Here is a 5506-nt window from a genome sequence, read left to right as displayed (position 1 = left end):
GGATTCAACGACGTGTACGGATCCTGGAACACCATCTGAATGTTCCGCCGCACCGCCTTCAACGCCCGCCCCGACAGCTTCGTGATGTCCTCACCTCGGTACCGGATGGTCCCCGAGGTGGGCTGTTCGAGATGGGTGATCAGCTTGGCGACCGTGGACTTGCCGCAGCCGGACTCGCCGACGATGCCCAGCGTCTCGCCCTTGTGCAGATCGAAGGTGACGCCGTCCACCGCCTTGACCGCGCCGATCTGCCGCTTGAAGAGGATGCCCTGCGTCAGCGGGAAGTGCTTGGCCAGATCCCGCACCTCCAGGATGGCCTCGCCCGCCGGGTGTCCGGTGCCCTGATGCGGTCCCGTCGCCGGTTCCCGCGCCTCCCGGGCCGGGCCGGGCCCCGAACGGTCAGCGTCCATCGAACATCTCCCTCCAGAAGTGGCAGGCGCTGCGCCGCTGTGCGGACACCTCGTACAGCGGCGGCTCGTCCGTGCGGCAGACCGCACGCGCCATCGGGCAGCGCGGGTTGTAGGCGCAGCCGGGCGGGATGTCCAGCAGGCTGGGCGGCATCCCGCGGATGACGTTGAGCTGCTGCCCCTTCTGGTCCAGACGCGGGATGGAGTCGAGCAGGCCCTTGGTGTAGGGGTGCGCGGGCGCCTGGTAGAGCTCCTTGACCGGCGCGGTCTCCACGATCCGGCCCGCGTACATCACCGCGATCTTGTCGGCCACGTCCGCCACCACACCCAGATCGTGCGTGATCAGGATGAGCCCCATCGTGAACTCCCGCTGGAGTTCCGCCAGCAGCTCCATCACCTGGGCCTGCACCGTCACGTCCAGCGCCGTCGTCGGCTCGTCCGCGATGATCAGATCCGGCTCCAGCGCCAGCGCCATCGCAATCATGATCCGCTGCCGCATACCCCCGCTGAACTGATGCGGGAAGTCGCCGACCCGCTGCCGCGCCGCCGGGATCCGGACCCGCTCCATCAGCTCCACGGCCCGCGCCCTGGCCTCCTTGCGGCCCAGGCCCTGATGGACCCGGAACATCTCGGCCAGTTGGAAACCCACGGTCAGCACCGGGTTCAGCGACGAGAGCGCGTCCTGGAAGATCATCGCCATCTTCGAACCGCGGATCCGCCGCCGTTCCTCCTCGGGGAGGCTCAGCAGGTCCCGCCCCTGGAAGAGGATCTCGCCGCCGGTGATCCGGCCCGGCGGCATGTCGAGAATCCCCATCACGGCCTGCGCCGTCACGGACTTGCCCGAACCGGACTCCCCCAGCACCGCCAGCGTCTCACCGGCCTCGACGGTGTAGCTCACTCCGTTGACGGCCCGCGCCACCCCGTCCCGGGTGCGGAACTCGACGAACAGGTCGCGGACTTCCAGCAGACTCACCGCACTCACCTCAGCTTCGGGTCGAGGGCGTCGCGGACGGCGTCGCCGAGCATGATGAAGGCCAGCACGGTGACGCTGAGCGCGGCGGCCGGGTACAGCAGGATGTGCGGCGCGTTGCGGAACTGCATGCCCTGGGAGGCCGCGGAGATGTCCGCCCCCCAGGAGATCGTGGGCGGCTGGAGCCCGACGCCGAGGTAGCTGAGCGTGGCCTCCAGCGAGATGTAGGTGCCCAGCGCGATGGTCGCGGTCACGATCACCGGCGCGACGGCGTTCGGCAGGATGTGCCGCACCATCATCCGGGCGTTCCCCGCGCCCAGCGCCCGGGCGGCCTGCACGTAGTCGTTCTGCTTGACGGTGATGACCGAGCCGCGCGCGATCCGGGCCACCTGGGGCCAGCCGAGCAGCACGATGAAGGTGACCACCGTCCAGACGGACCGGCTGCCGGTCATCGAGAGGAAGACCAGGCCGCCGAGGACGATGGGGATACCGAAGAAGATGTCGGTGAGACGGGAGAGCAGGGCGTCCCACACCCCGCCGAAGAACCCGGCGAGTCCGCCCAGCAGGCTGCCCAGCACCGCCACTCCGGCGGTGGCGCAGACACCGACCGTCACCGAGGTGCGGGCCCCGTAGACGACCCTGGTGTAGACGTCGCAGCCCTGGGTGTCGAACCCGAACCAGTGCCCGGCCGAGGACGGGTCCAGCGAGCGTCCGAGCCGGCAGGAGAGCGGGTCCCGGGTGGCGATCAGGCCCGGCCACAGGGAGATCAGCACGAGGAAGGCGATGATCAGTCCGGCGACCACGAACACCGGGTTGCGCCGCAGTTCGTGCCAGGCGTCGGACCACATGCTCCGCCCCCGCGCGGGCCGTCCGCGCCCGGACGGGGGCGCGCCCTTGAGCCCCCCTCCTCCTTCCTCGGCCAGCTCCTCCATGGCCCCGCCGGGCCCCTCGATTGCCGGCGTCCCGGTCATGCGCTCCCCTCTCTTCCCGCGGCCGCACCGCCGGCCGGCGTGGGCGCCGCGGCGGGGGCCGGGCCGTCCCCGGCGGTGTCGGAGGCGTCTCCCCGGCGGAGGCGGGGCGGGTCAGGCATAGCGGATCCTCGGGTCGAGCACCGCGTACAGGAGGTCGACGAGCAGGTTCGCGAGGAGGAAGACGATGACGAGGACGGTCACGAAGCCGACGACGGTGGGCGAGTTCTGCCGGACGATGCCCTGCCACAGTTGGAAGCCGACCCCGTGGATGTTGAAGATCCGCTCGGTCACCAGGGCCCCGGCCATCAGGTTGCCGACGTCCGTCCCGAGAAAGGTGACGACGGGGATCAGCGAGTTGCGCAGCAGGTGCCGCACGGTCACCCGGCGCCGGGAGAGCCCCTTGGCGACCGCGGTCCGCACATAGTCGGCGCGGGCGTTCTCCGCGATCGAGGTCCGGGTGAGCCGGGTGACGTAGGCCAGCGAGACCAGGGCGAGGACCAGCCCCGGCAGCAGCAGTTCGCGCAGCGGTGCCGCGGGCGAGACGGCCGGGGAGATCCAGCCCCACTTCACGCCGAGCAGGTACTGCGCGAGGCTGCCGGTCACGAACGTGGGGACGGAGATGACGACGAGGGTCAGCATCAGCACCCCGCTGTCGATGGGCCGCCCGCGGCGGAGCCCGGTCAGCACCCCCAGAGTGATGCCGACGAGGATCTCGAAGACGATGGCGAGCGCAGCGAGCCGGATCGTGATGGGGAAGGCCGTCGCCATCAGCTCGGTCACCGGCTGGCCGTTGAAGGCGTTTCCGAAGTCACCGGTGAAGATGTTGCCCATGTAGAGCACGTACTGCTGCCAGATGGGCTTGTCGAGGTTGAATTCCTCGCGCAGTTGCTCGGCGGTGGCCGGGTCGGGGGCCCGTTCCCCGAACATCGCGTTGACCGGGTCCCCGACGGCGTACACCATCACGAAGATGAGGAAGGTCGTCCCGATGAACACCGGGATCATCTGGAGCAGTCGTCTGACGACGTAGCGCCCCACGGCGGCTCACTTGACCTTGATGTCAGTGAAGACCGGGACGGAGAACGGGTTGAGTTTGACGTCGCTGACCCGGCTGGAATAGCCGGCGTTCCCGTTCTGGTACCACAGCGGGATCGCGGGGAAGGTGTCCAGGATGCGCTTCTCGGCCTGCTGGAAGAGACCGATGGCAGCCTTCTCGTCGGTGGCGGAGTTCGCCTTGTCCATCAGCTTGTCGACCTGGGGGTCGGAGAAGCCGGAGTCGTTGGAGGAGGCGTCCGTGTAGTAGATGGGCTGGAGGAAGTTCTGGATGAGCGGGTAGTCCATCTGCCAGCCGGTCCGGAACATGCCCGTCATCTTCCGGTCGGTGATGTCGGAGCGGAACTCGCTGAAGGTGGGCACCGGGTTGACGGTGCACGCGCTGTTCCTGCCCACCGTGCGGTTGATGCTGTTGCAGACGGCCTCCATCCACTGCCGGTGCGAGCCGGTGTCGACGTTGGAGGTCAGGGTGATCTTCCCGCCGGGCAGCCCGCCGCCCTCCTCGATGAGCTTCTTGGCCTGCTTCGGGTCGTAGCTGCACACGTCGCCGCAGAGGCCGGGCTTGTAGCCGCCGGCGGCCTTGAGCACGGGCGAGGTGAGGTCGGTCGCCGGCTCCCGGGTGCCGTGGTAGATCTTCTCGGTCACCTGCTTGCGGTTGATCGCCATGGAGAGTCCGCGGCGCACCTTGGCGGCCTTCTCGCTCTGCCACGCCTTGTCGTACATGGGGAAGGAGATGGTCTGGATGATGCCCGCGGGCTGGTTGATGTAGCGCCCGTCCAGATCCCGCTTGGCGTTCTTGAGCTGCCCGGCCGGAAGTTCGTCGACGACGTCCAGGTTTCCGGCCTGGAGGTCGGTGTAGCCGGTGTTCTGGTCGGTGTAGACCTTCAGTTCGACACCCTTGTTGCGGGGTTTGTCGCCCCCGGCGTAGTGGGTGTTCCGGGACAGCTTCATCGACTGGCCCTTGGTGTAGGAGTCCACCTTGTACGGGCCGTTTCCGACGGGCTTCTCCAGCCAGCCGCTGTGGTCGGTGAAGAAGGACTTCGGCAGCGGCGCGTAGGCGCTGTACCCGAGGGTCTGCGGCCAGAGGGAGAACTTCTGGTTGAGCTTCACGGTGAAGGTGCGGGCGTCCTTCACGTCGAGCCCGGAGAGGGTTTTCGCCGTCGGCTTGCCCTTTTCCGGGTGCACCTCCTGGTAGCCCTCGATGTACTGGAAGAAATAGGAGTTGATCTGTTTGTTCGTGACGAGGGCGCCGTAGTTCCAGGCGTCCACGAAGGACTTGGCCGTCACGGCGGTGCCGTCGGAGAACTTCCAGCCCTTCTTCAGTTTGACGGTGAAGTTCTGCTGGTCGTCGCTCTCGATGGACTCGGCCACGGCGTTCTCGGCCGCACCCGTGGACGGGTTGTACTTCTTCAGACCCCGGGAAATCATGTCCAGGACCTTGCCGCCCTGCACCTCGTTGGTGTTGGCGGGCTCCACGGGGTGCTGCGGATCGGTCCAGAATGCGCGTACGACCCCGTCCGCCGAACCGCCCCCGCCGCCGTCCGAGCTGCTGGCACACGCTGTCGCCGTCAGAGCGACCGCCCCTGCGGCGGCGAGCGCCCGCCGGATCACGGTGGTGCGGGTGGCTGCACGCATGGTGCCTCCTGGTGCGCTGGGGTCCGAGTACGCCTCAGATCCACATAACACCTTTTGACACCATATGCCTGGCTGCCCTGCCCGCCGCGGAACGGGCTGGAACCCGTTCGGAGGACACCGCCGACCGGCGCCGGCGGTGTCCTCTCCCCTCCGGCCGGTGAGGAGGGCACGGTGTCAGGCGGCGACCACCGCGGCGTCCTCCTTCGCGAAGTGGCAGGCCGAGGGGTGCTCCGCACCGGACCCGGACCCCTCGAACACCGACGGCACCGCCAGCAGCGGCACCTCCTCCGCGCACCTGTCCGTGGCCTTCCAGCAGCGGGTGCGGAACCGGCATCCGGAGGGCGGATTGGCCGGCGAGGGCACGTCACCCTCCAGCACGATCCGCTCCCGCTTCCCTTCCGCCTCCGGGTCGGGCACCGGAACGGCCGACAGCAGTGCCTGGGTGTAGGGGTGCGTGGGGTGCTCGTAGATCT

General features: G+C 68.6%; 6 protein-coding genes. All 6 read right to left on the bottom strand.

Annotated features, from left to right (window positions below):
• Nucleotides 1-410 (bottom strand): ATP-binding cassette domain-containing protein (locus BMX65_RS31075; RefSeq protein ID WP_143081907.1); only part of this gene is annotated, 410 nt, incomplete at its 3' end.
• Nucleotides 400-1380, bottom strand: a complete 981-nt coding sequence (locus BMX65_RS31070) for an ABC transporter ATP-binding protein (RefSeq protein ID WP_075003693.1) — start codon at nt 1378-1380, stop codon at nt 400-402. The genes BMX65_RS31070 and BMX65_RS31075, both read right to left, overlap by 11 nt.
• A 5-nt stretch (nt 1381-1385) precedes the next feature.
• Nucleotides 1386-2348, bottom strand: a complete 963-nt coding sequence (locus BMX65_RS31065; protein WP_075003692.1) for an ABC transporter permease — start codon at nt 2346-2348, stop codon at nt 1386-1388.
• 111 nt (nt 2349-2459) lie between these two features.
• The gene (locus BMX65_RS31060) at nt 2460-3383 is read right to left on the bottom strand and encodes an ABC transporter permease (protein WP_075003691.1); all 924 of its coding nucleotides are present in this window, start codon (nt 3381-3383) and stop codon (nt 2460-2462) included.
• Nucleotides 3384-3389: 6 nt separating this feature from the next.
• A complete protein-coding gene (locus BMX65_RS31055) occupies nt 3390-5033 on the bottom strand; it encodes a peptide ABC transporter substrate-binding protein (RefSeq protein ID WP_075003690.1) in 1644 nt (547 codons plus the stop codon).
• A 174-nt stretch (nt 5034-5207) separates the two neighbouring features.
• Nucleotides 5208-5506: oligopeptide/dipeptide ABC transporter ATP-binding protein (locus tag BMX65_RS31050; protein ID WP_342342278.1), on the bottom strand; the 299-nt coding region annotated here is incomplete at its 5' end.

This window comes from Streptomyces qinglanensis (assembly GCF_900111245.1).
Classification (GTDB): Bacteria; Actinomycetota; Actinomycetes; order Streptomycetales; family Streptomycetaceae; genus Streptomyces; species Streptomyces qinglanensis.
The sequence above is the reverse complement of the archived record's forward strand: the minus strand, read 5'-3'. Positions and strand labels throughout refer to the sequence as shown.

Excerpts from the sequence above, each read along its gene's own strand:
- BMX65_RS31055 (WP_075003690.1), bottom strand. The coding sequence starts at position 5,033 with ATGCGTGCAGCCACCCGCACCACCGTGATCCGGCGGGCGCTCGCCGCC.
- BMX65_RS31065 (WP_075003692.1), bottom strand. The coding sequence starts at position 2,348 with ATGACCGGGACGCCGGCAATCGAGGGGCCCGGCGGGGCCATGGAGGAG.